Source organism: Cohnella silvisoli (genome assembly GCF_021190915.1).
Taxonomy (GTDB): domain Bacteria; phylum Bacillota; class Bacilli; order Paenibacillales; family Paenibacillaceae; genus Cohnella; species Cohnella silvisoli.
On record NZ_JAIOAP010000015.1, the window covers coordinates 1 to 24,456 of the forward strand.

Sequence of the window (24,456 nt, forward strand, 5' to 3'; positions counted from 1 at the left end):
GCGTTCAGCGCGACTTTGGCGCGCGTTCAGCGCGACTTTGGCGCGCGTTCAGCGCGACTTTGGCGCGCGTTCAGCGCGACTTTGGCGCGCGTTCAGCGCGACTTTGGCGCGCGTTCAGCGCGACTTTGGCGCGCGTTCAGCGCGACTTTAGCGCGACTTTGGCGCGGGTTCAGCGCGACTTTGGCGCGGGTTCGGCGCGGGTTCGGCGCGAGTTCGGCGCGGGTTCGGCGCGACTTTGGCGCGGGTTCGGCGCGACTTTGGCGCGGGTTCGGCGCGGGTTCGGCGCGGGTTCGGCGCGGGTTCAGCGCGACTTTGGCGCGGGTTCGGCGCGGGTTCGGCGCGAGTTCGGCGCGGGTTCGGCGCGACTTTGGCGCGGGTTCGGCGCGACTTTGGCGCGGGTTCGGCGCGGGTTCGGCGCGGGTTCGGCGTGGGTTTGGCGCGACTCGAGAGGCGTATAATATTGTTCGTTGCAAGTTAAAAAACCATGCAGTAAAATAAGATTGCATGATGAAAATATTTTTCTTAGATATAGCTTATATAAGAAACTAATTTTCTAACTGAAAGGTGTTTGCCATGAGCATTCTGAATGCCATTCAAGAGAAAATGAACAGTCTACATCTAAAGGAACGTGCACTGGCCGAGTTTCTGCTCGAAAAACCTCAGCAGGTCGTCCAAATGACCATCACCGAACTCGCCGGACAATCGGGGAGCAGTACAGCAACCATCTCCCGATTTTGCAAGACGTTTCATTCGCAGAATTTCCCGGAGTTCAAGAGAAAACTGGCAACAGAGCTAGTCCAGCAAACGTCGACCCCCAACCAGTATCAGGACATCGTAGCCGGTAATCCGTTGCAGGATATCGTTACGGCCATTACGGCCAATCATCTGCGTTCACTGACGGATACGACGCAGCTCCTTGACCTTAACCAGCTTCGCCTTGCCATCGATGCACTGCATAATGCTTCCCGAATCGATCTGTACGGCATCGCTACTTCAGGTATTGTCGCGCAAGATTTCTTCCATAAGCTGATTCGAATCGGGAAAGCGGCGGCCGTGTTTTCCGACCCCCATCTCCAACTTACGTCAGCCTCATCCTTAACTTCCAAAGACGTAGCCGTAGGCATTTCCTATTCAGGAGAAACGCCGGAGACGATACATGCCCTTCGCTGTGCAGCCGAGCAAGGAGCAACTACGCTGTCCATCACCCGATTCGGTACGAATACGCTGGCGGACGGAGCCTCGATCCGACTATTCACCTCATCCGCGGAAGTCGGAATGCGTCGCGGGGATATGGCTTCGCGCATGGCGCAGCTGCACGTGGTCGATATTCTGTTCATCGGCTTGGTCAGCGAGCATTTCGAGCAGTATGTTCCCCGTTTGGAAGCATCTTTTCAAACGATTAAACTTTATACATCTAAAGAGGAGAGAAAACCAAGATGAACATTCTTACATTCGACAGCGACGAGAAGCTTAATGAAGCAGCGGCGAATATCATCATCGGCCAAATCCAAACAACCCCGCGAGCGGTGCTTGGTTTAGCAACCGGAGGTACTCCGGTAGGCATCTACAAGGAAGTCGTTCGCGATTTCCAAAGAGGCATGTTCAGCTTCCGCAATGTTACGACGTTTAATTTAGACGAATACGTCAACCTGCCGATCGACCATCCGGAAAGCTATCATTCCTATATGAACACCCATCTGTTCAATCATATCGACCTTCCTGCCTCGCAGTGTCATATCCCGGATGGCAATGCTTCCGATACCGCGGCGGAATGTCGGAGGTATGACGAATCCATCGAGCTTTCAGGTCAAATTGACTTGCAACTGCTAGGACTCGGACATAACGGTCATATCGGCTTTAATGAACCCGCTCATGCGCTGATCAAGGGAACGCATGTCGTTGATTTAGCCGAGGAAACTCTCGAAGCGAATGCCCGTTTCTTCGACTCGATCGACGATGTGCCGAAGCAAGCATTAACGATGGGCGTCGGCACCATTCTCAAAGCGAAGAAAATATTGCTTGTCGTTAAGGGAGCGGACAAGGCGGATATTGTGCACCGCGCGCTGAAAGGGCCTATCACGACTGATTGCCCCGCCTCCCTTCTTCAAACTCACCCGAATCTCATTGTGCTGCTCGATTCTACGGCAGCGGGTAAACTATCATGAGCAATCTTGCAACCGGGGAATTCCAAGTCGTTAACGCAAAGATCATTACGCCGTCCGGAGTGCTGAAGAACGGATCAATCCGGGTTAAAGCCGGTATAATTACGGCAATAGGGAACGGTACGGACAGCCCTGTCCATTCCGACATTGAAACTATCGATGCAAACGGAAGCTGGGTCATTCCCGGATTTATCGATGTTCACGTACATGGCGGTGCCGGACATGACTTCATGGACGCGGGTACGGAAGGCTTGGCAGCGATAACGAAATTCCATGCCTCCCATGGAACGACAAGAATGCTCGCCACCACATTAACGGCATCAAGAGATGATTTGACAGCCGCGATAGATCGGGTAAGCAGCTTCATGTCTACGTCAATGCCCTACGCGCAGATCATTGGAGTCCACTTGGAAGGCCCGTTCGTTAACGTGAAATGGAAAGGCGCGCAAAATCCGGCTTACATCCTTCCTCCGCAAATAGAATGGTTGGAAGATTGGGTTGCTCGTTTCCCTGGTATTATCAAAATTCAAACGCTTGCCCCGGAAACGGAAGGCGCGCTCGATTATATCGAGAAGCTGGCCCTCAACGGTATCGTACCCAGCTGCGGCCATACCGATGCGACCTATGAACAGATTATCGCGGCAGCGGATCGCGGCTTGCGGCACGCCGTTCATACCTTTAACGCGATGACTCCGCTTCATCATCGCCAGCCCGGTACGGTCGGCGCCGTCCTCACGGACGACCGGATCATCGGCGAAGTCATTGCCGATGGGCATCATGTGCACCCGGCCGGCATCAAGCTGCTCACTAAAGCTAAGGGAACGAATAACGTCATTCTCGTTACCGATGCGATGGCTGCCGCGGGAATGCCTGACGGGGACTATGATATAGGCGGATTGCCGGTCCATATGTCCTGCGGCGTCGCCCGATTGAAGGAAGGCGGCAGCTTGGCGGGCAGCACTCTCACTATGATTAGCGCCGTGCAATATTTAGTCCGCGAGATCGGAGTCACTTTAGAGGAAGCGAGTAGAATGGCTAGCGCCAATCCTGCGCGTCAACTCGGCATCGATGACGTAACCGGCACGTTGGAAGCAGGCAAAGCCGCGGATTTCCTGCTTCTTGATTCGTCATTGGAGCTTCAAACGATATGGGTCGGCGGAAGAAAGTTAACCGACTAAACACTTACTTATTATAGGTTAAGACAAGGCTTTGCCGATATTATTCGGCGAAGCCTTGTCGCATTTAACGACAATATCCGCTGTGCTTATTTTTTTGTCTACATAATCCGACTTTATGGACTATAATGGTCGATAGTGGAACTTGATGGAAAAGAGGAATCCCATGATCCGAATCGTTATTGCCGATGATCAAAGGCTCATGCGCGACGGTCTGCAAACGATGATCCAATTGACCGAGGGCATGGAAGTGGTAGGCTTGGCCGAGAACGGCCGCAGAGCGATCGAACTGGTCAAGGAGCACCAACCGAATTTAGTTTTAATGGACATTCAAATGCCGGATTTAGACGGGATCGCCGCTACTAAACACATTCGTCAGCATTATTCCCAAACGCGAATTTTAATACTGACGACGTATGCCGAAGACGATTATATTATCGAAGCACTCGTTAGCGGAGCCAGCGGCTTCCTGCTGAAGGATTTACCCGGCGAGACGATTATTTCCTCCATACGGGACACGATGGACGGAACGTTGCTTATGCCTAACGCCGTAGCGGCTCGATTGGCATCCCGCTTGAACTTCCTCTCAGCGACAACGCCTCTTGCCCCAGCGCATTCCGACTTCAACGGCAAAGATGATTTCGAGCACTTTAATTTTACCGACAGGGAAAAGAAAATTATCGAACTGATGGTAGTGGGAAAAGGCAACCGCGAAATCGCCAACGATTTATTCATCAGCGAAGGCACGATGCGCAATTACATAAGCACGATCTATAACAAAATCGGGGTCAACGATCGTCTGAAAGCCATCACATTGCTTAGAGAGTGGCTGAATCAGGGACGGTAGTCGGGCCGGAGGGGCGTTCTATGTTTCAGGCAACCTACTATAAAACCGTGCTGAAAGGTTTAGCGCTAGCCCTGTTCATCATGATAGGTTGGCTGGCACCCATCCTATTTTTTAACGAAAACGCGGATGTAAGACTCATGAATTTGACCGAAAAAGGCCAATGGGAAATACACACAGGGGATTTGGCGTTTAACGAATTGGGAGAGCCCCTGTTGAATGGAACGGATTGGCGGCCGATGTCCGTTAATCGGAAGGAAAAGCCGCTTCCCGAACCCGGCTATTATTGGCTTAAGCTTCAGCTTCATTCTCAAGAATGGCGCGACCCGCATCTCTTTATTCACGACTTGAAGCATTACGAGTTGTATTGGGGCGAAGAACGGCTACTCGAATCCAATTTCAGCTCCCGCAATCCTTGGATGCTGGAATATTATGAGTGGAGTTTAGTATCGTTGCCGTTCGGATACGCGAACGATCCGTTGCTGTTTCGCATTTATTCGGAGGACGGAGCAATAAAATCGGGAATCGTCCATGCCGGCAACGCATCGGACTTCATCGTTAGAATTCTTCACAGAGACGGCGACAAAATCTTATACAGCATCATCTTCGCCTCGCTTTTTATCGTATCTGCATTGTTGTTCATTAACACGAAACGAAAACTGTACTTTTACTTTGGCTTGCTCGCTTTCTGCGCGGGTTATTCCAGCCTCTGCCGAACGTTCGCGCTCGGCCTTTTCATCGATGCGCCTTACCTCATTTATGTACACGAGCTCATGCTTCCTCTTGGCGCTTTCGCTTTTCATGGCTTTTTCGAGCAGATGTTCGCGAATGTCGTAAGCCGTACTCGCCTTGCCATCCGTTACGGCATGCTTTTGTTTACACTGCTTTGCTTACTCGTCAGCTTCTGGGATAACGGACTGTTTCATACGATGATTTATTTCGTTTTCCCGTTTCTATTCGTCTTCATGGTCTTCTCTTCGCTCATTACCCTTCTAAAGGTATACAGAGGACGCAAGTCGACGGAGTCGACGATCATGCTGTTCGGATATGTATCCGCCACGGCCACAACGTTAATGTCCTCCTTCCTCCTTATTTATCCTGATCTCCGGGTGTATTTGGCGGGGCATTTTCCGTGGTTATCCCCCTATGTCCGGGAAGATCAGCTTCCGATATTCGGGGGAATGTTCATGTTCCTCTGCTGTATGGGAACGATCGTCCTCATTCGCGAGAATGAGGTTCACCGGCAAGTGCATCGATATTCCAGGGAACTCGAAGAGAAAAATAAACAATTGGAAGTAATGGATAAGCTCAAAGACGAGTTTCTCGCGAACACCTCGCATGAATTGCGCACTCCGCTAAACGGGATCGTCGGCATTACTCAATCCCTCTTGGATGGCGTGGCAGGGCCTCTCAATGTATTGTTGCGGAGCAATCTGTCTATGGTCGTATCCAGCGGCAAAAGATTATCCGGCCTCATTAACGACATCCTTGATTTTGCCAAGCTAAAGCATGCCGGGCTGACGCTGAACATTCAGAACGTAGATGTCCAACGAACGACGGATTTGGTTGTGAACGTGCTTCACCCTCTGGCTGTCATGAAAGACATTCAGCTAATAAACGGAATAGATGATCATATGCCTCTAGCGGCTGCGGATGAAAATCGGGTGCAGCAAATATTGTACAATCTAGTCGGCAATGCTTTGAAATTCACCGAATCCGGCAAGGTTGAAATTACCGCGTACCAAGTTGAAGGTTCTTTATACGTTTCCGTGTCCGATACCGGCATCGGAATCGCACCGGACAAGCTAAGCGCTATATTCGAGCCGTTCGAGCAAGGCGAAGGATCCGCCGAACGGGAATACGAAGGCGCCGGGCTTGGACTTGCCATCACGAAAAAGCTGGTAGATTTGCACGGAGGAGCAATGAGCGTGCGTTCCGTTCAGGGCGAAGGCTCCGTGTTCACCTTTACGTTGCCTATTGCCATAGAAGCAGAAGTTCAATTCGATGAGACCGAGATAGCAGCGGGGCATCCATGGATGCAAAGTCCGGACCATTCGGCTTGGAACGAAGCGTTAGTTGCCGTTGCCGACTACCTCGAGCCAAGCCGCTCGACCGAAGCGTGCCTGCTGCTAGTGGACGACGATCCGGTCAATCTGCAGGTGCTGACGAACTTTCTTAGCTCCGAGCCTTGCCGAATCGTTAAAGCAAGCAATGGCATGGAAGCTATCCGATTGTTGGAACAAGGTCTAAAACCCGATTTGGTGTTATCGGACGTCATGATGCCCCGGATGACCGGTTATGACTTATGTCGCCATATCCGTACTCTTTATCCGTCCAGCGAGCTGCCGGTCATCCTGCTCACCGCCAAAAACCAAACGTCGGACTTGGTCGCGGGATTTGATTCCGGCGCTAACGACTATTTGATCAAACCTGTGGAAAAGAGAGAATTGCTAGCCCGCATCGCCTTGCATCTTGAACTCTCGGGATTGACTCGCAATCTGGAATCGAAAGTACAAGAGCGCACGAAAGCGCTTGAGGAAACGAACATCCAGTTGCAGCACTCCATGCGCGACACTGCCGAAGCGCTCGCTGAAGCTTCTGTGCTGGAGGAGCGCAATCGCATAGCTTTCGATATCCACAATACGGTCGGCCACTCCTTAACGGCATCCATTGTGCAGATGGAAGCTGCCAAGATGCTCATCGCGCATCAGAAGACGGAGCTAGCCCTGCCGAAGCTCGATACTGCTCGCGAGCTCATCAGCAAGGGGCTTAACGATATACGCGGAACCGTCCGTCTGCTGAAGCAGGAAAGCACGGATGAGGATCTGGCAGCCTCCTTGCAGAAGCTCATTCGGGAAACCGAACAAATGGCCGACGTAGAAGTCGAGTTTCATATCGCGGCTTTGCCCGTGCTTAGCTCCATTCAGAAAAGAGCGTTATTTCACTCTCTGCTCGAAGGGTTAACGAATGGCATCAGGCATGGCAACAGCACGAAATTCAGCTTTACCCTTGAGCAGCGAGAACAGCAGCTCGAGTTCTTGCTCACGAATAATGGGCATAAGTACGAGCCGGCTGTTTTCGGCTTTGGATTATCGGCTATGCAAGAAAATATCAAGAGACTTGGAGGAACATTGACCATCTCCGCCAACGGTCGGGAAGGCAGCGTTCTTTCGATACATATGCCGCTGGATTGGCGAGCCCAGAGCCGTTTCTTAGAAACAGAGGCTTCGGACTGAAAGATGAGAGAGCTATAGGTTCACAGGCCATGCGAAAATATGAGCTTTGCGTTGGGCTGCTGAAATCCCCATCGCTTCAATGACTAGGTCCACGTTCATGCCGTCGATGACGTCAGGCTGCCCTTGCTTGCGATCGGTGAGGCAAGTATGGAAGTATGCCATTTCCGCCTCGAACGGATCGAGCGAGGGATAACGATACTCGGTCGACGATTCAGTCGCGTTATCGTAATGCACGAGCAGCGCTCCGTTGTTTTCCGGTTGGTCCCATAGAATCGTATAAATTTCCAAGCGACCGTTGACGCCGTTGATTTCCAGCTTCTCGTCCCAGGAGTTGCGCTCGTAGCCAACCCGAGTCAATGGATGAACGGCAGTTTCATAATGCGCAACCATTCCGTTCGCATACTCGAACAAAGCGTTTGCTTTGCGATCTACGCGGGAGTTAGAGATATAATCGATGTGCGCATATAGGCTGTCCGGTCTGCCTAGCAGATGCAGCGTCATATCGATCATATGGCTTCCGGCGCACTTGATGACAGCGCCGCCGTAGGCGTCGAGAATCCATTGCTGCCCGTCCCCATTGTCCAATTCGTAGAGGCTATCTCCCCAATTCTGATAGGCTCTCGCCTGCGCGCTGAACAATCGGCCAAGCTGGGGGAGCAGTTCCTTCGCCTTCTGAACGGCAGGAAAAAACCGCTTCATGTAGGAAGTATAAAACAATCTGCCCGATGTCTTCGCGGCTTGCGCGATCTCGATCGATTCCGCTCCGTCGTTCGCCATCGTTTTCTCGCAGATGACGTCCTTGCCTGCCCGCAGCGCCGCCAAACAAATTTCTTTGTGGTATTTCGCGCTTGTCAGCACGCTGACGACCGTTACTTCGGGGTCCGCGATGACATCCTTATAATCGGGTGAATATTTCGCTTTGTATTTGTCTACGTACGGCTTGGCGGCGGGTTCGTGGATGTCCGAAATATAGACGATATCCGCACCGGCTTTCTCCAAGCCATTGAAATGAAAACGTGAAATGTTGCCGCAGCCGATAATGCCGAATTTAGGACGCATATTCGTCTCCTCCTAGCGTTGGGCTTGCTCCGTCGTGTACCATAACCAGCTTGACCGCCTCGCTCTTGTTCGCCGTTAGGCTCATAAACGCTTCTTCCAATTGATCAAGCTTGAACGTGTGGCTGATAAGCGCCTTTCCCTCAATCGCTCCGGACTTCAACAATTCAATGCATTGCGGAAAAAAGAGCGCAGGAGAAGCGTGTGATGCTCTCAACTGCAGCTTCTTGAAATGAAACTCATTGCCATCGAAAGCTACCGCAGCCGCATCTCCATATGCGATGCCGATATAGCCGATAATACCTCCGACCCTAGCAGCTTTAATCGCTGCGGGGATCGAGCTTGGCGGAGCCGTAACGAGAACCCGGTTCACTCCGCCCTTGTCGTATGGGAAGCTATCTAGTTCAGCCTGATCGGTTAGGATGATCTCGTCGGCTCCGAATTGCTTAGCCAATTCAATTCTGCGGGCGGAATGCGAGCGGGCCGCGGCGTAAATTTTCCGTGCTCCGGCCAGCTTGGCTAGACGCAATGCCATAAGCCCGATCGGCCCTAAGCCGATCACCAGAACATCGTCGCCAAGACCGATCTCCGCGGTCCGGAATAAATCCATTGCCACGCCTAAAGGCTCTACGAGCGTCGCCTCCTCGAAGGACAAATCCGTATAGGGCACCGCGCATTCCTTAGGCGCTATGATATATTCAGCAAATCCCATCGGACCCTTCAGCCAGAAATTAGGCCCTTTATTGCATAGATCGTATCTCCCGTTGCGACTATCTTCGCTATAGCGGCTGTAAGTTCCCGTCTCGAGCGTCACTCGCTCCCCGGCGGTCGTATTCGTCACCCGCGTCCCTACTTGCTCGACGATGCCGGCGATTTCATGCCCCGCAGGCTCCCAATCGAGCGCGCCGGACGTGATGCTAGTTACGTCGGTACCGCATATTCCGCAAGCCATGACCCGAATCAGCACCTCGTCCTCCCCTAACAGAGGCAAGACCGTTTCGCGAATCTCGACTTGCATCGGCGCTTTGATATAAGCAGCTTTCATCCCCAATTCCCCACTCCTACCTCTAGATTTGCTAGAATAGGAAAATCCCGCTGCACAAGCTAACGGCAGCAGCGGGATTTTCCGACTTCAAGCGTTATTTCTTTGAGCTGATCCATTCATCGATTTGCTTTTGTTTCTCCGCCGCGATTTTGTCGGCCCCGGCCGCCTTAAGCTTATCCAAGAACGTCGGGAGAACCTTGTTAGGGTCAACCGTGCCGGTAGTTAAGGCACTTAAGTATTGCTTCGTTACCGACGCCGTTTGGGTAAGCTCGGTTTTCACCGGATCCGGATTAAAGTTGAATCCGAGCAGGCTGCTGCTTACAGCTTGATTGTTTAGCTCAATCGTTTTGTCCCAGTTCCCCACATCCGCCTCCGAGGCGTAAAAACCGTTGAACTGATTGCCGAACATCCAATCCGTGCCGGGCGTATAACCTACTTCCTCCGGCTTGACTCCTTCGGGAAGACCGATGACGCCTTTGTCCTTGTTCGTGAAGACGTAGTGTTTGCCTTCGATACCATGGCATAGAAGGTTGTACAAATCTTTGTCGCTATTGATCAGTTCGATAAACATCATCGCGCGCTCCGGGTTTTTGGAAGTTTTGCTGATTCCAGTCATGGTCGCGATAGCGCGTCCAGTCGTAATTAACGGCTGAGAGAAAGCTTTCGTGACGAATTCGAATCCGTAACGGGTTTTGAGTTCCCCTTCCGCGCCAGGCTTCACCGGGAAGCCGACGTTGGCCGCGTATTTGCCCGCTTTGAAATCAGACGTCGTATCGGTGATGGAGGAAGCATCCTTACGAATGTAGCCTTTCTGGTTCCACTGGTACATCAAATCTATGAATTGCTTGAATTCCGGCGTGGCGTATTGATTGACGACCTTCACTTCCGGTTTATTCAAATAGTACCAGCCCGGGGAAGCATCCTCTCCGATCGTATCCATGCCGAAGTAAGGCGCTTGCACGGTGAAGTTATCGTAGTTGTTCTGGAACGACATCGGCGTAACGCCTTTATCGTTCTGGACGATTTGTTCGAAGAACGGTTCCAATTGCTCGTACTTGGTCATTTGCGACAGATCCAGCTTATACTTGTCCGCCAGATCTTTTCTTATGGATACTCCGTAAGGCATCGCTACGATTTGCCAATTGATCGATCCGTAGATTTTACCGTTGATCTTCGTAGAATCCCATACGCTTTGCGGTACGGCTGCTTTTGTTTTGGGCGCGTATTGGTCTAATAGATCATCCAATGGAAGCAATGCGCCTTTCGCAACATTTTGATAATAGTTATTAATCCAAGGAGCCGTAAACATAAGATCAAACGAATCCCCGGCGCCAGACATGACGTTCATCTTCTGTTCGAAGCTCCCCCAGTCGAGCAGGTTTAGCTTAATGGTTGCGTTGATTTTCTCTTTCAAAATTTTGTTCATTTCGGCTTCTACCAATGCCAAATCGCGCTGCGGCGTTCCCGGGAAATAATAAGTCAGCTCCACAGGCTCAAGAGCGGACGGTTCGGACGCCTGCTCGCTCGCGCCGGCGGATTTCTGCGGCGACGAGGATTCGGATGCGGACGGTTTCGCCTCTTCTTTCTTGGTGCAAGCGGCGGTTACCATCGTCATCATTAGCAACGCGGATAACAAAAGGAACATCGGCTTTCTCTTTCTCATTTGTGTTGCCCTCCCGATTCATTTTGTCGCGAACGGTTCCGGCTCTACATGCGCTCCGGGCTTCGCATTGCTAACTTATCAATCTTTTCCTCATCGTTCAGCAACAAAATAGAAGGAAAAAAAGCAAAAACGAACCTTCTGCACTAGTAAAATCTAAAGCTTTTCGGCGTTTTCAGTCCGTCTCGCCCGGCTTGTCCCCGTGGGCTAACTCAGACAGCCGCAAAGTCTTGTATTCGCTTAAGGAAATGCCCATCTTTGCCTTGAATATTTTATAGAAGTAGTTTTTATTCTCGATGCCGACCCGGTCCAAAATATCGCTTAAATGCTGGTTTCCTTGATCCAGCAGTTCCACAACCTTCTTGAAGCGGTAATCGGTGATATAATCGGCTACCGATATGCCGTATACGTCCCTGAATACTTTGCCTACGTAAACTTTGGAAAAGTTAAGCGTGCCGGAAATGCTTTCCAGACACAACGATTTATCCGCATAATTAGATTCAATCAAGGCCACGATCGTTTCTGCCATAGCCGTGTTTCTTTTAGGTTTGTTGGCCGTCGCCGCTGCTGTCATTTGCGTGAAAAGGGCATAGTACTTGCGGTTAATTTCCTCCAACGTTTCGGTTGACCCAATCTCGCTGATGAAGGCGGCAAGATCGAATTGAAATAAGTGCGTCCCATTGCTCTCGAACGTTTTAAGGGAACTAAAAATAGAATAGGTTAGCATAAGCAGCGCTGAATGAATGGTATCGCATGCGTACTTCGACACCTCTGCGATAAAACTTTCGTAGATTTGCCAAGCTTCCTCCAGCTTGCCTTGAGTCAAGCTCTCCCCCAGCTGCTTCTCCAGCTTTGCCGGTATTTTAAATACCGAAGACTGCTGCTCTTGAAGCATCATATCCGGCCACAGGATCATGCCATGTCCGTATACTAAGCGACACTTGGAAATCGTAATTACCTCTTGATAGAAGACGTGCAGTTCGTCCCAGTTTTTTCCTACATAGCTGTTGGCCGCAGTCAGACTTAGCTTCAGATTCAGTTGAACCCACTCCTGAATGTCCTCCAATAGATCGGACATGCGCTTGCGAATATCGCTTGTCAGGCTATCCGGTACGTTCGCAATAATCGCAACAGTATCTTGGCCCATATCGAAGGCCTGAACACGGAAATCCGAGTTCAATACTTCCTTTGCTACATTGCAGATCGCATACCGGAACAGAATCCGATCCTTCTCGCTGAATCGATCGATGAACTCAACATAGCGGTCGATCTTTAATAAGATCAAGAGATACGGGTTCTCTGTATTAATGGGAAGATCAAGCTTTGCTATCGAGTCGTTGATTTCTTCTGCCGAAACCCCGCCGTTCAATAACAACTGCTGCAGCCACTCGTTTCTTCTCTGGTGGATCCGGTCTTTTTCGATAGACTCCAGCAGTTGAACTTTCGTGCTCGTCTCCGAGAAAGCATTAAAGAGAAAAGCGACCTCGTCCTTCGACTCAAAGCTTGAGTGGGATTTCCCCGACAGCTTTCTGGCTTGACCGACCAATTGCTGGAACGGCGTCGCAAGCCTGCGGGACAACCAGAACGATACCGCCAACCCCAGACATAGAATGAGAAAGCAAACCGCCAATATAATCCACTGGACGGATCGCGTCTGCTTATCGATCGTTTCCGTCGGCGTTATTTTAACCAAGGTCCAACGGACCGAATCGGCTGTTACATAGGTTACAATGACTTTGCGGCGGTCCATCGTATCGACGAAATAGCCGGCACCAGCCTGGTTAGCCCTGATTTTCCGCAAAATCGATTGATCCGCGAAAACTTTCAAATACAGTCCGTCCTCCGCATCGTTTACGACCGTACCATCGTCACCGACAATAAACGTTTTTCCGTCATCCCCATCCGTTAAAGCATCATCGACATTCAAAGAATGAATAATGTTTTTCAAATAATCTCCTTTGATGTTAACGATCACGGCTCCTTCGATTCCCGAAGACTCCGTAGTCAGATCATAAGCCACGTAAGTATAAACGTTGCTCTGCTGCGGAAGGGAACTGCCTGCGCTGCTCGTATCCACGCTGATCTGTCGGGGAATCGGGACAAACCGGGCAGCGTTCGTCTGATAATGCTGGATAAAATCCTGCAGGCCGACGTCAAGCGTAGGCGCGTTGCCGCGATCCGATGCTCCCATAATGGGAACTAACAGATTCAGTTTTCGGTTGTAAATATACATGGAATGGATAAAGGCGTTCGTGTTGACGAGCTGCTTCAAACGGTCCAATTCGCTAAAGCTTTCGCTCCGATCGAAGTGGTCGCCGTACATCAATTGGGTCACGAAGGGATCCCCGAAAATGGAGAAGGTGAAATTGCGGGCATTCTCGTTCATGTAATCGACGCTGTAGCTTATTTGGGATAATGTTTTTAAATTCGACTTTTTGATCATCTCGACGCTGACCCTGTTGTAGTACAAATAAAGGCTCACGGATAACATCAGCAGCAAAATCACGATCGCGATCGTAATCAATAGAAACATTCTGTTAAAAATACCTTTAGGCCTCAATAACCGTTTCATCCTAATCACCATCCATCTCTGACTGTCCTGCATCCTAGAGCCATAATAGCAAGAAAAAGAGGTCCGATAACACTGAACCTCTTAACATATTTATCATTAATTGCTAGTTAAGTTTGCATACGCTTCAGCCTTTAACGGCACCGACGGTTAATCCCCTTACGAAAAATTTCTGGAAAAATAAATAGACGAAAATAATGGGTCCGATCGCCAGCGTAGCGGTCGCCATGCGTACCGTGTCCGAAGGAATGATCGACGTCGTGGCATTCACGGAAGAGTTGATGACTTCGATATTTTTCATGATGTTCATCAGCAAATATTGCAGCGGAATTAAATTCCGGTCATCGATATAAAGCAAAGCCAGGTACCAATCATTCCAGTAATTCAGCGTGCAGAACAATCCGATCGTCGCCAATACCGGAGTGGACAGAGGAACGATGATCTGGAAATACAGACGATACTCCCCTACTCCGTCAATCTTGGCCGACTCGATAATTTCGTCAGGAATCGTCGCGAAGAACGTTCTCATCAGAAAAACAAACCAAGCGATTACGAGATAAGGAAGGATCAACGACCAGATCGTATCCTTCAAATGAAACACTCGGGATACGACCATATAACTCGGCACTAGCCCTCCGCTGAACAGCATGGTGAACAATATATACATTGAAAGGCTTCTGCGCAGCTGGAAATCCTTGCGGGACAAAGGATAAGCGAGCAAGCTCGTTACCAAAAGGCTGGCGATGGTTCCGATTCCCGTCACGAGAAACGTAACGCCGTAAGAGCGCAGAAGCTGATCCGGCTGACGAAACAAAAATTGATACGCATCTAAGCTGAACTGGGTGGGGATTAGGCTGTAGCCATTTTGAGTCAAAGCCGCCTCATCCGACAAGGAAGCGGATATGACAACGATTAAAGGTAGAATGCACAATAGGCTGATAATGAGCAAGATGACGTGAAGCATTATTTGAGCGGCCGGCAGACGAGATCGTTTGCGTAGTTCCACGGCGGTACATCCCCTTCCTTAAAATAGAGCATTATCCTTATCGATCCGGCGAACGACGTAGTTTGAAAGCACGACAAGGAGCAATCCCACGATAGCCTGGTAAAAACCCGCCGAGGAAGCCATACCGATGTCTCCGACCGTCCGGAGCATACGGAACACGTAAGTATCGATCACATCCGTCGTCTCGTACAATAATCCGGTGTCGCGGGTCACGTTGTAGAATAAGCCGAAATCCGCATAGAAGATGCGCCCGATTTGCAGCAGCGTCATAACCGTAATGATGGGAACGAGCAGCGGAAGCGTGATGCTTCTGATCTGCTGCCATTTCGAAGCGCCGTCTATTCGGGCCGCTTCATAGAAGTCGTTGCTGATGCCCAGCATTCCAGCCAAATAAATAATGGAGTAATATCCCGCGATTTTCCAACTGTTCACCAGCACGAGAATGACCGGCCAATACTTAGGCTCGGCAAACCATTGGATCGGTTCTGCTCCGGAATAAGCGAGCCATTTATTAACAAGCCCGTTGTCCGTGCTTAGCAAAGTAAAACCGATATACCCCACGACGACCCACGACAGCAAATAAGGAAAGAACAGCGCCGATTGGTAAAATCGATTCATCCATCTGTTCTTGATTTCATTCATCAGCAATGCTAAACCTACCGAGATAATGAGTCCGAAGACGATAAACAAGGCGTTCAAGTAGAGCGTATTATACGTAATTCTCCAAGCGTCCGATGAAGCGAACAAATAACGGAAGTTGTCGAATCCAGCCCATTCGCTTCCCCATATCCCTTTCTCTACGTTAAAGCTCTTAAAAGCGATAATCGCTCCGAACATGGGCATATAAGCGAAACAAAACAAGGCAAGCACTCCAGGAAGCGTCATGATGGCCAGGTGCCCATTTCTACGAACAAACCGTCTCCACTTCTGCTGTTTACTATTTTCCAAGCGGCATCTTCCCCTATCCTATGACTTGACTCCATCATTCCATGGAAAATGGCCTCTGAAAACGATAAATAGTCATCATATTCAGCAAAATGGGGCGGATACGGGTTGGCAAAATGTAATGATTTTCGGCAAAACGTAAAGGACCGCCCATCATCGCTTCCGGTACGGTCCCTAGCTCGTGCTAGAACTGGCGTTTAATTGCTCAATATTTGCAATTCGGCGATCGTAAAGTATTCACTAACGGTTTTTGCCGCACGCACATATCGATATGCTGTCGCGTCCGAGACTGCCGTCGTCCATGTACCGTGGAAAGGGTATGGTGTCGCACCTAAACCGCCCAATACCGTGTAGGTTGCGAAAGTAGGATCGTTAGACGCCCTGATCTCGAAATTTTGCCGGGTTTGCCCATAATTGGTCGTATCCTGCCGGTCTACCAAGCTGATCTGTTTCAAATAATAGGCAGCGCCGAGATCGACTTGGAGCCTAGGCGAAGCGTCCGCGCCCGTTGGCGACCAAAGCGTTCCGACCAGGCCGTCATTCGCTTTAGAAGCCTCATTGCCGGTTCCGTAAAAGGACGATGCGCTTGCCGTGCCGCTCAAAGCCCTATTGATTAGCGGGGGATTATTTACATCGCACATAATTTGCAGCTCCCCGACCGTGAAATATTCGTTAACTGTCTTTGCTACCCGTACATATCTGTACGCCATGCTATCGACTACATTCATTGACCACGTCCCGTGGAAAGGATACGGCGTTGCTCCCAAACCTCCCAAAACCGCAAACGTGGTGAAGCTTGGATCGTTAGAAGCCCTGATTTCGAAGTTTTGCCGGGTTAGCCTGTAATCGGTAGTATCTTGCCGGTCTACCACATGGATCTGATTCAGTCGATAAGCTGCGCCAAGATCAATCTGAAGCCATGGCAACGAGTCGGCACCGGTAGGCGACCACAGCGTTCCGCCCAATCCGTCTATCGCTTTGCCGGGTTCGTACCCCGTTCCGTATACCGTTGATGCGCTTGCCGTGCCATTAAGGGCTCTATTGACAAGCGTTACGGTTGCATTCGGATTCGGGCCTGCCCCGTTCATAATATCTATTGCCGCCTGCGGCCAGTTCTGGTTCGTTACGGCCGTATTATTTTGGAACGTATTGCCGTTGGCCCAACTTCCCGCTGCCGCATTGTAATAGCTGTTCTGGAACAAGTTCGAGTAGTTCGGAGGGTTAAACGCATACCATGCGTTGGTCGTATTGTTTAAAACGTTGTAATCTGCCGTCTTTCCAACGCTTCCGTTATCGAAATAAATCGCGGCAATGGCGTAGCCTCCGGAATAAGCGGATGGAGAGAGGTTATGGATGTAATTATGGTGAAATTTACTGTTCCCAGTCATCTTCCCTAACGAATAAATGCCTGCACCGTCGTCCAGAAGCTTAATGACGTCGTGTACATGGTTATTGGTCACTTGATTATTCGTCATGCCATGATCGAGATCGTCCCATTCCCAACCGATCGTAATGCCCGTGTAAGGAAGATTTTTCACCTCGTTGCCATCAATGGTCATGTTGGCGGGAAGCATGGCGCCGATACCGACCATGTCCGCATAATCCAAGCTATTGGCATTTATCGTGTTTCTCGTAATGGAATCGTAGAGGCTTTGGCCTTGCTGGGAAGGCATTTCTGCAAATTCATTGCCGGTGATCCCCAAGGCTACAGCACCCCCAGCATTTTTAAGGAACGTGTTCGACGCGACGGAAGTGTGGTCGGTTCCTTCATTGCCCATAACTCCCCATCCGCCATTGAACATAAACGTATTATGATCCAAGGCGATGTTGCTTGTATATTTCAGTTGAATGGCACCAAGCACAGTCGCATACCTCGCGGTTCCGGCCGCATTCGCATTGCTGCCGCCGCTGACCGTCTGATATCTGAACCCCGCTTGAACGTCCACATAGCCGTAATTGTTGGGCGCAATCCAGTTACTGTATTTGAAAACAATACCGCAGAACTGTATGTGATTCGCTTTATGAGCGGCATCCGTACCTTCGATCTTGACAAGCGTTTCTACTTTTGGTGCAAAGATTGGCGTCGTATTCATCGTCTCTCCGGCACGAGGTTTGTAGTATAACGTCGTATTGGCCGAATCCAGAAACCACTCTCCGCCGCTATCCAGTAAAGCAAGCGCGTTCTCAAAGTAATAATAGGTTGTTGCCTGATTATGATGATTCCAAGCAAAGCCGCTTTCGGGCGACTTGAAATTCACCGTGCTCCCTGAATAATTGGCAATTCTCCCTCGATATTGGCTCCAGTGATTAATGACGACCATTTCGGCTGTACCGCCATTCGCCCAAGTTCCGATGTCGGAAGGATTAACGGTGTAGGGATAAGAGTTATTCGTTGCAGTTAAATAGGGGGCGCCCGTGATTTCGTCCGTCAGGTTCGGCTGGCGGGCTTTAATTCCGCGTTGTTCATTCACGTACAACTGGCGAAAGCTCCAGTTGATCCCCGTTTTCTTATAAATGTTTTTGGCGCTGTCGTATAATGTCCACCCGTCAGTAATATCGACGCCTCCGCTCACAACCGGAGCTGAGCCATCATAGGCTTTGTAAATGACGTTATAACCATTGGTACCCGAATCGGAAACGCCTAAAGTTAACGTACCGCTCAGCGAATGCGTCCCGTTCATCAAATAAATATATATATCACCGGTCATATTGCCGTTTACTATCCGCACAGCGTCTCTGGCTTTGGTTAATGTGGCGAAAGCCGTAGCTGCGGAGGTTCCGTCGTTACTGTCATTTCCGCCTGTTGGATTTACATAATAAGAAGCTTGAATGGCGGCAACGGCGATTCGAGGGTGTGAAGCGCTTACAACAGTGAAGATAATGACCATTGCCAAACACCAAACCAGACTTTTACGAACTGTTGGCATAAACATCACGATTCCTCCTTGAATTCAATTTGAACAGTATTTTCACAACAAGCTTAGCTAAGCTCATGCGATTTGTAATCCGCAAAATCGGATACTTTTCTATAAAAGTGAATTCTCCCCCCGATGCCAGAGAGATAAAAACTAACTTAGGGGGATGAATGGGAATGCGCTAACAGCTAATGCCCGTAGAAACCCGCAAACTCATCGCCGCATGGACCTGTTTCCGCATTGATTCGCTGTTGGATTACACTCCCGTCTGCGCGATACAATTTACTGAAATAGCTTCCAAGCTTCTCCGTCGAAACGCCAACATAATGGCAGGTGAATGACCGTCGGAAGCGGTCGGAGGTTCGATTAGGGCCTGAGCCATGAATGACATTCCCGTTAAAGAAGAGCGTATCTCCCGCTTTCATCTCCACGGAGACGGCCTTCATCCCTTTAGGAACATGGACGATCGCTTGCGTGAAAGATACTCGAGAATCGGCTTGCTCCGGGCAGAACAAATCGATCTCGCCCGTTTGCGGCACGACCATCATTCCTCCGTTCGCCATATCGCAATCGTCGATCGCCGTCCATGCCGCAATACAGGTCCCCGGCTCGACCTTTAAATAGTAATTATCCTGATGAAGCGCCTGCCCTCTTGCCCCAGGAGGCTTATAATAAAACATGCTTTGCGATGCCAAAGGCTCCTCGCCGAACAAATCGGCCAGAATAGGGATCAAGCGGGGGTGGAGCATGAACTTCAAAGCTGTCGCGTTAAAATAGTGCGGCTGCAAAATTCGCGGATATCTCTTCAAAATATCGTCACCGGCCTCCTTCTCGCCAAGCGGTTCGAAAAAGCCCGGGATCGGCGGACCAGCGTGAATATCCATAAACGTGTTCCTGATTTCGGCAACTTCAACCTGCTCGAATAATTGGCGTATGACTAGATAGCCGTCTGTATGAAACTGCAGCAACTGATCGGATGATAGCGTTTCTGGCGGATTGTCTCTCATCGTTCACTCCCCTTGTCACATTTGAATTCGTTCGTCTTCAATTGTAAAATGGAGGGCATCTCCCGTGAATGGACGGCTATGCTATATACCTATACAAAACTGCTATTTTTGACGAGAGTTCGGGAGGAGTCTTGAAAGCTGATGACAAATAATCTATATCATGATGGAGAGGAAGCCTACCATTTTCCCGCGGGTATCTTGATGACCGGACAATTCGCTTCTCCATTCGGCTTTCACCAGCACCGCCCCGCGGGGAGACAAGACTGGATGCTCACCTACACATTAGGAGGCGAGGGGCTATTTCGGGTCAAGGATTTCGTCTATACAAGTACAGCCGGCACCCTTGTCGTTATTCCGCCAGGCATTCCGCAGCACTATGCTACCGGGGATAATAGCGTATGGGAATTCATGTGGGTCCATTTTCTCCCCCGCCCCCATTGGCTGCCATGGCTCCAATTGCCAATGGCCGGAGAAGGCCTCTTAGCACTGTCCATTGAACGGGAATCCGGCAAGCAGCGTCTTGTCTCAGCCTTTCAACGGTTGATCGACGATAACCTTGGCACCTCTTCCTTCAGCGGCTCTTATGCGCTGCATGCACTGGAGGAGATCATTTTGATTTCAGCGGAAGAAAGCTCCCGCACAACGCAAGAGAAGATCATGGACCCTAGAATTGCAGAGTTGATCGATTATATGAGCAGAAATTCTGAAGTGCAGCACGCCGTCGAAAACCTTGCCGCACGCCTATCGCTCTCGCCCTCACGACTATCCCACCTCTACAAAGATCAGGTAGGCGAAACACCCATGCGCACGCTCAGGCGCTTCCGATTAGAACAAGCCGCCAAATGGCTGGATTTCACCTCGAACAGCATCACGCAAATTGCTTCGGACGTCGGATTCAACTGCCCGTTCCACTTTACCCGGATATTCACCGAGCACTACGGCATGCCCCCGACTGCTTACAGGTATAGGAAGCATAAAACCCAGTAACTGCATTTGTACCCACACACACGAAGAACCCCCACCATATGCGGTGGGGGTTTCTTCTATCCTATTTTACACAGCTTCCGATTGCGATGTTTTGTTCTTAGCCAGTTTCAGGTAACCATACACGTTCTGCAGCTCGCTATCTTCCACGAAACGAAGCCGCATGTTCTCGGCTGCATCGATTATGTACGGCTTAAGCGCAGCGGCGCCGCCGCCTAGGACGTAGAAGCACTGAATATCCGGGTACTTCTTCCAGCGCTTGCGAATCAAGTCTACGATCTTCTGAGCGGCGCGGCTAAAGTAATTATCGACGATTGGCCGAATGTCGGCCTGACCTTCTCCAACCCGTTGAATGATGAACTCGTGTTTGCGAATCCGCTGTACGAGCTTCGCCCGACTCGGGAAGCGATAACCGTATTGGTCTTCGACATCGCGAATGATGGAGTCTAAGTAAGAGGCAAGGCCTAATTGCTCGCCCGTGCTGAATTGGTTATCGATGCTCATCCGCTTTACGACCGGGAAATCCGTCGTTAATGCTCCCATCTCGCAAATGCCGATGCAGCCGTAGTAGAGCTCTTCGTCCCTTACCTGCAAGTTCTCGTGCGTAGCCATGTGAAACAATGCGGCTGCGCCCTCGATCGAGATGATTGCCCGGCGGATGTTCACCCGAACCGTACGTCCGCGCAGCTTAGGAGTCGACAGGAAAGTCACTTCATGCTCGCCGACGAGCCGCTCTTCGAATGATTGATGGAACCGTGCGTAAGTACGAACCGGTAAGCCTGTGCCGATCACGTATTCAACTTGATCGATCGATTGCCCCGGCTGCAAGGAATGGGCCACGCTCGTCACGCTCGCGTAAGCAAGAGCCGTCAAGGCAACGATGAGCGATTGATCGCTGGTCGCCTTGTTATCGGTTTCCTCCAGCTCTGCGTTATCCTGATCCTCTGAAGCCAGCAATCCAACGAAGTAACGTTGGCTCTTCTTCTTAAGTTTCGGGCTGTAGACCATTACGTCAAGCGCCTTCAGCGGTGCGTCTTCCTCTTGGAGAATATGTCTTTCGTATCCCGGAGATACGATATTCGGAATGATCACGGGTTCATTCGATCCGCTCACGACCAATTTAACGCTATCGTTGCCAATATCTATTCCTGCTAATTTAATCATTATGAACCTCCCAGGCTCCAATCCGAATGTTAGCCTATTCCAACCGTCTTCTTTATTATTGGATTCGCCCTATTCCGACAAATTCCTCCTTTCCACTAATGATTCTTCTCATTTTTTTAAGAAAAAAAGGAATATTCGACAAATAAGTCGAAGTAACTTGAGATGAGGATGTAGAACAAGCAGGAGGAAAGCAATGAAGTGGCGACATAAGAAGTTCACCTTCATGGTGATCCCGGATGCGAACAGCTCGGTGATTCGTTTCCAACTATCGGCAGTCATACTCGTAATCGGACTAGTCATCGTTATCGCATTGCTGGCCGGCGCCTTAACCGCGTTTCTGTTGTATAAAGGAAATACCGGCCAAATCGGGCAGCTGCAACAGCAATTATCCGCTGCAACCGGCAAATATGAAAAAATCATTAATAGCAAGAACGAGCATATCGATGTGCTTCAGACGAACGTGGCGGACTTGTCCGAGCAAGCCAAAACAATGAACGACCGAATGGCCGACATTAAGAACCTGGAATCCCAGTTAAAGAAAATGGTCGGCATTGAAACGGGCAGCTCCGCTAAAACAAAAGGAACTTTAGATCAATCGTCTAAGGCGGTCACTGCGGACGAGGAGCAAATCTCCATGGACGGGGGAACGGGAGGCGAAGAGGTCCCGATTACCGAAGGCGAAATGGGATTGCTTGTCGATCAAACGCGGGATGATTTCCTATCCATCGGCCAACAGATCGAATGGCTGAAGCCAGAGCTCGAGATTACCAAAGATGCCGTAACCAAGCAATTGAAGCGGCTCCGAGTTACGCCTACGATATGGCCGACGGACTCCCGCAGGGTTACCTCCTTGTTCGGCATTCGTAAGGATCCCTTCACCCATCGGGCTACCTTTCACGCCGGATTGGACATAAGCGGCGATACGGGCGATCCGATCTATGCCGCTGCGGATGGAACCGTCATCTCCGCGGAAAGAAGCTCTTCCCATGGCAATAATGTGCTGATCTCCCACGCCAACGGAGTTCGTACGCATTATTCGCATTTGAGCAAAATATTGACCGAAGTCGGAGCGAAAGTAAGTAAAGGCGATATCATCGGCGAGCTCGGCTCCACGGGACGCAGTACCGGCCCCCACCTTCATTACGAAGTCATCATAAACGGAGAGAATGTAGATCCGCGGCCATATCTTAATGCGACTAGAGGGAGCAACTGACGATGTTCAAAAATAAAAAGAGCAAAATCGATCCGAACATGACCGATACGCTGATCGGCGAAGGAAGCCTGTTCGAAGGGAAACTCAAATCGGATGCCGGAATACGCGTAGAAGGTCAGATCATTGGCGATATCGATAGCGCCGGAGACGTCACCATAGGTGAGAACGGCGTCGCCCGTTCCCATATTATCGCTCGCAACGTTATCTTAGCCGGACAAGTCGTCGGCAACATATCCGCTAAGGGGAAGTTGACGATCAAAGCTTCGGGGAAATTAAACGGGAATTTATCCGCGGCGGAATTGTCCATCGAATCCGGCGGTATTTTCCAAGGCTCAAGCAAGATGGACATCAAGGAAATGGTTGCCCATCCCGAAGAGAAAACCGTAACGCGCGAACCGGAACCGAGCATCCCGATTGCTTCCGAAGACGAAGCGGTTGCCGTACTGAAAACCTGGTAAGTTTGCGCGCCCTTCCGCAATTCGTGTATGATGCATAAGTAGGCAGACAGAACGGAAGGTTGACTGGAGTGAGCGAATTGGAAGAATTGAAAAAGGCATACGAAATACTGGGTTTGCCAGAAGACGCTACCCGGGAACAAGTGGAAAATCGCTATTTTATATTAATGAAAAAAGCGCGTGCAGAACAATCCCGTGCCGCCGATAACGACGGCGAGGACAGCACGCTCGATCTAGCGGAGGTCAACCGCGCGTACAATCTAGTCTTAGGAATCGAATCGCAGAAATCCACTACCGTCGAGAAACCGACTAAGCTTGGTCATTTTTTCTATTATTATAAGCTGCACGTGATCGTCGGCATTATTATCGTACTTATCGCCGGCTACATGATTAAAGACGGAATCGACAAGAGGCGGGCGGCCGCCAACTTGCCTCCGGCGAATCTATCCGTGAGCGTATTCGGCAACTTCTACTTCGCGGACGTCGGTTTACTGGAGCAGAACATGCTGAAGCTCGTTCCCGATTGGAAACGGATAGCTACGACGCTCGTTTTCGTCCCCACGGAAATCAAAAGCCAGCAGGACATGGCCATGCAACAGAAAAGCGTGCTTATGCTGATGACCGAAAAATCCGAGCTCTATATTACGGATGAGAAAAACTTCAAGAGCCTGTCCGCCCAAGGGGCATTCGTCAGTCTCAATCAATTTGAAGGATGGTCTTCACTGAACGTTCCCAAGGATAAGCTCCGCCTTGGCCGCACGGATGAGGACAAAGAGGATCACCCTTACGGAATCGACGTTACCGGAAATCCCGTGTTCAAAGGCATTGAAATGTCCGGAGAGCATCAGATTATTGCCGTGCGCGCCACCGAAGAAAAATGGGCCGATACGCGCAAGCTGCTCGAGAAGCTCGTTGCAACAACCCCCTAAAACCCAGAAGGTACTGTCTCCTAAGTCCAACGACTTGTGAGACAGTACCTTTTTTTAATCATCGTTCCGGCTCACTCTCTCCGACGTGAGT

General features: G+C 50.2%; 18 protein-coding genes. 9 read left to right on the forward strand and 9 right to left on the reverse strand.

Going from position 1 to position 24,456, the window contains the following annotated elements; translation table 11 throughout:
• Positions 1 to 573: 573 nt before the first annotated feature.
• From K7P76_RS24000 to K7P76_RS24020, 5 genes are all read left to right on the forward strand, one after another.
• Positions 574 to 1,440 carry a MurR/RpiR family transcriptional regulator gene (locus tag K7P76_RS24000; protein ID WP_232187905.1) on the forward strand — a complete coding sequence of 289 codons (867 nt, stop codon included), beginning with the start codon at positions 574 to 576 and terminating at the stop codon, positions 1,438 to 1,440.
• Positions 1,437 to 2,165, forward strand: a complete 729-nt coding sequence (gene nagB / locus K7P76_RS24005) for a glucosamine-6-phosphate deaminase (RefSeq protein WP_232187906.1) — start codon at positions 1,437 to 1,439, stop codon at positions 2,163 to 2,165. Before K7P76_RS24000 ends, nagB begins: the two co-directional genes overlap by 4 nt.
• On the forward strand, positions 2,162 to 3,340 hold the full coding sequence (nagA, locus tag K7P76_RS24010) for an N-acetylglucosamine-6-phosphate deacetylase (RefSeq protein WP_232187907.1): 1,179 nt from the start codon (positions 2,162 to 2,164) through the stop codon (positions 3,338 to 3,340). The genes nagB and nagA overlap by 4 nt, the downstream gene beginning before the upstream one ends.
• Positions 3,341 to 3,503: 163 nt before the next feature.
• Entirely contained in the window at positions 3,504 to 4,184 is a 681-nt protein-coding gene (locus K7P76_RS24015; RefSeq protein WP_232187908.1) for a response regulator transcription factor, read from the forward strand.
• A gap of 20 nt (positions 4,185 to 4,204) precedes the next feature.
• Positions 4,205 to 7,417: an ATP-binding protein gene (locus K7P76_RS24020; protein ID WP_232187909.1), complete on the forward strand. Its 3,213-nt coding sequence runs from the start codon at positions 4,205 to 4,207 to the stop codon at positions 7,415 to 7,417.
• A 12-nt stretch (positions 7,418 to 7,429) separates the two neighbouring features.
• Here the strand turns inward: K7P76_RS24020 and K7P76_RS24025 are convergent, their stop codons facing one another.
• The 8 genes from K7P76_RS24025 to K7P76_RS24060 form a co-directional block, all read right to left on the reverse strand.
• Complete coding sequence (locus K7P76_RS24025) at positions 7,430 to 8,476, reverse strand: Gfo/Idh/MocA family protein (RefSeq protein ID WP_232187910.1); 1,047 nt, start codon at positions 8,474 to 8,476, stop codon at positions 7,430 to 7,432.
• Positions 8,466 to 9,518, reverse strand: coding sequence for a zinc-dependent alcohol dehydrogenase (locus K7P76_RS24030; protein ID WP_232187911.1), 1,053 nt, complete (start codon positions 9,516 to 9,518; stop codon positions 8,466 to 8,468). Before K7P76_RS24030 ends, K7P76_RS24025 begins: the two co-directional genes overlap by 11 nt.
• A gap of 94 nt (positions 9,519 to 9,612) precedes the next feature.
• On the reverse strand, positions 9,613 to 11,181 hold the full coding sequence (locus K7P76_RS24035) for an ABC transporter substrate-binding protein (protein ID WP_232187913.1): 1,569 nt from the start codon (positions 11,179 to 11,181) through the stop codon (positions 9,613 to 9,615).
• A gap of 172 nt (positions 11,182 to 11,353) precedes the next feature.
• Entirely contained in the window at positions 11,354 to 13,750 is a 2,397-nt protein-coding gene (locus tag K7P76_RS24040) for an AraC family transcriptional regulator (protein ID WP_232187914.1), read from the reverse strand.
• Positions 13,751 to 13,874: 124 nt separating this feature from the next.
• Complete coding sequence (locus tag K7P76_RS24045) at positions 13,875 to 14,711, reverse strand: carbohydrate ABC transporter permease (protein ID WP_232188334.1); 837 nt, start codon at positions 14,709 to 14,711, stop codon at positions 13,875 to 13,877.
• Between the two features lie 60 nt (positions 14,712 to 14,771).
• On the reverse strand, positions 14,772 to 15,638 hold the full coding sequence (locus K7P76_RS24050; RefSeq protein WP_232188344.1) for an ABC transporter permease: 867 nt from the start codon (positions 15,636 to 15,638) through the stop codon (positions 14,772 to 14,774).
• A 257-nt stretch (positions 15,639 to 15,895) separates the two neighbouring features.
• Entirely contained in the window at positions 15,896 to 18,631 is a 2,736-nt protein-coding gene (locus K7P76_RS24055) for a discoidin domain-containing protein (RefSeq protein ID WP_232187915.1), read from the reverse strand.
• Positions 18,632 to 18,801: 170 nt separating this feature from the next.
• A complete protein-coding gene (locus K7P76_RS24060; RefSeq protein WP_232187916.1) occupies positions 18,802 to 19,620 on the reverse strand; it encodes a phytanoyl-CoA dioxygenase family protein in 819 nt (272 codons plus the stop codon).
• 141 nt (positions 19,621 to 19,761) lie between these two features.
• Here K7P76_RS24060 and K7P76_RS24065 point away from each other — a divergent pair, with 141 nt between their 5' ends.
• On the forward strand, positions 19,762 to 20,607 hold the full coding sequence (locus K7P76_RS24065; RefSeq protein ID WP_232187917.1) for a helix-turn-helix domain-containing protein: 846 nt from the start codon (positions 19,762 to 19,764) through the stop codon (positions 20,605 to 20,607).
• Between the two features lie 66 nt (positions 20,608 to 20,673).
• Here the strand turns inward: K7P76_RS24065 and K7P76_RS24070 are convergent, their stop codons facing one another.
• Positions 20,674 to 21,768: a ParM/StbA family protein gene (locus K7P76_RS24070; protein WP_232187918.1), complete on the reverse strand. Its 1,095-nt coding sequence runs from the start codon at positions 21,766 to 21,768 to the stop codon at positions 20,674 to 20,676.
• Positions 21,769 to 21,961: 193 nt separating this feature from the next.
• Between K7P76_RS24070 and K7P76_RS24075 the strand changes: the two genes are divergently transcribed.
• From K7P76_RS24075 to K7P76_RS24085, 3 genes are all read left to right on the forward strand, one after another.
• Positions 21,962 to 22,981, forward strand: coding sequence for a M23 family metallopeptidase (locus tag K7P76_RS24075; protein WP_232187919.1), 1,020 nt, complete (start codon positions 21,962 to 21,964; stop codon positions 22,979 to 22,981).
• A 2-nt stretch (positions 22,982 to 22,983) separates the two neighbouring features.
• On the forward strand, positions 22,984 to 23,439 hold the full coding sequence (locus tag K7P76_RS24080; RefSeq protein WP_232187920.1) for a bactofilin family protein: 456 nt from the start codon (positions 22,984 to 22,986) through the stop codon (positions 23,437 to 23,439).
• A 68-nt stretch (positions 23,440 to 23,507) separates the two neighbouring features.
• Positions 23,508 to 24,365, forward strand: a complete 858-nt coding sequence (locus tag K7P76_RS24085; RefSeq protein WP_232187921.1) for a hypothetical protein — start codon at positions 23,508 to 23,510, stop codon at positions 24,363 to 24,365.
• Positions 24,366 to 24,456: the final 91 nt, after the last annotated feature.

Excerpts from the sequence above, each read along its gene's own strand:
- K7P76_RS24000 (WP_232187905.1), top strand. The coding sequence starts at position 574 with ATGAGCATTCTGAATGCCATTCAAGAGAAAATGAACAGTCTACATCTA.
- K7P76_RS24040 (WP_232187914.1), bottom strand. The coding sequence starts at position 13,750 with ATGAAACGGTTATTGAGGCCTAAAGGTATTTTTAACAGAATGTTTCTA.
- K7P76_RS24020 (WP_232187909.1), top strand. The coding sequence starts at position 4,205 with ATGTTTCAGGCAACCTACTATAAAACCGTGCTGAAAGGTTTAGCGCTA.
- K7P76_RS24080 (WP_232187920.1), top strand. The coding sequence starts at position 22,984 with ATGTTCAAAAATAAAAAGAGCAAAATCGATCCGAACATGACCGATACG.
- nagB (WP_232187906.1), top strand. The coding sequence starts at position 1,437 with ATGAACATTCTTACATTCGACAGCGACGAGAAGCTTAATGAAGCAGCG.
- K7P76_RS24060 (WP_232187916.1), bottom strand. The coding sequence starts at position 19,620 with ATGAGAGACAATCCGCCAGAAACGCTATCATCCGATCAGTTGCTGCAG.
- K7P76_RS24045 (WP_232188334.1), bottom strand. The coding sequence starts at position 14,711 with ATGCTTCACGTCATCTTGCTCATTATCAGCCTATTGTGCATTCTACCT.
- K7P76_RS24070 (WP_232187918.1), bottom strand. The coding sequence starts at position 21,768 with ATGATTAAATTAGCAGGAATAGATATTGGCAACGATAGCGTTAAATTG.
- K7P76_RS24025 (WP_232187910.1), bottom strand. The coding sequence starts at position 8,476 with ATGCGTCCTAAATTCGGCATTATCGGCTGCGGCAACATTTCACGTTTT.
- K7P76_RS24065 (WP_232187917.1), top strand. The coding sequence starts at position 19,762 with ATGACAAATAATCTATATCATGATGGAGAGGAAGCCTACCATTTTCCC.
- K7P76_RS24035 (WP_232187913.1), bottom strand. The coding sequence starts at position 11,181 with ATGAGAAAGAGAAAGCCGATGTTCCTTTTGTTATCCGCGTTGCTAATG.
- K7P76_RS24055 (WP_232187915.1), bottom strand. The coding sequence starts at position 18,631 with ATGTTTATGCCAACAGTTCGTAAAAGTCTGGTTTGGTGTTTGGCAATG.
- K7P76_RS24075 (WP_232187919.1), top strand. The coding sequence starts at position 21,962 with ATGAAGTGGCGACATAAGAAGTTCACCTTCATGGTGATCCCGGATGCG.
- K7P76_RS24030 (WP_232187911.1), bottom strand. The coding sequence starts at position 9,518 with ATGAAAGCTGCTTATATCAAAGCGCCGATGCAAGTCGAGATTCGCGAA.
- K7P76_RS24050 (WP_232188344.1), bottom strand. The coding sequence starts at position 15,638 with ATGACGCTTCCTGGAGTGCTTGCCTTGTTTTGTTTCGCTTATATGCCC.
- nagA (WP_232187907.1), top strand. The coding sequence starts at position 2,162 with ATGAGCAATCTTGCAACCGGGGAATTCCAAGTCGTTAACGCAAAGATC.
- K7P76_RS24015 (WP_232187908.1), top strand. The coding sequence starts at position 3,504 with ATGATCCGAATCGTTATTGCCGATGATCAAAGGCTCATGCGCGACGGT.